This window comes from Mesorhizobium sp. M7A.F.Ca.CA.004.04.2.1, from assembly GCF_004022825.1.
Taxonomy (GTDB): Bacteria; Pseudomonadota; Alphaproteobacteria; order Rhizobiales; family Rhizobiaceae; genus Mesorhizobium.
In genome coordinates, this window is the sequence record NZ_RZPH01001307.1 from 1 (window position 1) to 1,368 (window position 1,368).

Below are 1,368 nucleotides of genomic sequence, written 5' to 3' on the forward strand. Positions count from 1 at the left end.
ATTGTAGCGTTCGAGCCTGGGCGAACCGAATGTCCAATGGCTGGAAGCAAAGGCCGAGAACGGCACCATCGCCCCGCTGGCGTTGCGGACCTGCCATTTGTCCAGATCTTCCGGCTGCATGCGGAAGTTCGGGTCCGACTGCAGATAGACCGGTTTCACCCGCCCGCGATCGATGAAGTCGTTGACGTAATCGCTGCCCCAGGCGGTCGAAAGCGTGTTGTTGATGTCGGCCAGGCTGACGCCCAGCGCGCTGGCTTTTTCCTGATCGATGTCGACCGAGAATTGCGGCTGGTCTTCCTGCCCGTTGGGCCTCGTGTTGGCGAGCAGCTTGTTCTGCCCGGCCAGGTTCAGAAGCTGGTTGCGCGTCTGGATCAGCGCGTCATGGCCCGCGCCGTTGACATCCTGCAGGTAGAAATCGAAGCCGTTGGTGTTGCCGAAGCCCTGGATGGCGGGAGGCGCAAGCGCGAAGACCTGCGCATCCCTGATCTTCGAAAACGCGCCCATCGCCCGGCCGGCGATTGCCTGCGCGGCAGAAGCCGGCGATTTCCGCAGGTCGAAGTCCTTCAGCCGCACGAAAGCAATGCCGACATTCTGCCCTGCGCCGCCGAAGCCGAAGCCGGAAGCGGTGAACACCCCGTCGACGACGTCCTTCTCCTGATTGAGATAATGGTCGGTCACCTCTGCCAGCACCCGCTCCGTGCGATCCTGCGTCGCGCCGACCGGCAGCGACACGCTGGTGATCAGGATGCCTTGGTCTTCTTCCGGCAGGAACGAACTTGGCAGCCGGGCAAACATCCAGCCCACGGCAACGACGATGGCCAGGAAGACGGCGAGGAAGCGCCAGGACCGGTTGATAATGCCGTGCGAGCCGTCGCGATAGGCAAGCGTGCCGCGATCGAAGACCCGGTTGAACCAGCCGAACGGGCCCGTTTGCGTCGCATGGTCCTTGGGCGGTCGCAGGATCGTGGCGCAAAGTGCGGGCGTCAGCACAAGGGCGACCAGCACGGACAACACCATCGCCGAGACGATGGTCACCGAGAATTGCCGGTAGATGATGCCGGTCGAGCCGCCGAAGAAAGCCATCGGCACGAACACGGCCGAAAGCACGGTGGCGATGCCGATCAGCGCTCCGGTGATTTCGTGCATCGACTTGCGCGTCGCCTCCTTCGGCGGCAGGCCTTCCTCCTGCATCACGCGCTCGACATTCTCGACGACGACGATGGCGTCGTCGACGAGCAGACCGATGGCCAGCACCATGGCGAACATGGTCAGCGTGTTGACGGAATAGCCGAACAGCGACAGCACGCCGAACGTGCCGAGCAGCACCACCGGCACGGCGATCGTCGGGATGATGGTGGCCCGCAGATT

The 1,368-nt window shown here is 63.5% G+C and carries 1 protein-coding gene; it reads right to left on the minus strand.

The window, feature by feature from the left end:
- On the minus strand, positions 1 to 1,368 hold a 1,368-nt coding region (locus tag EN893_RS34095; protein WP_206640240.1), incomplete at both ends, for an efflux RND transporter permease subunit.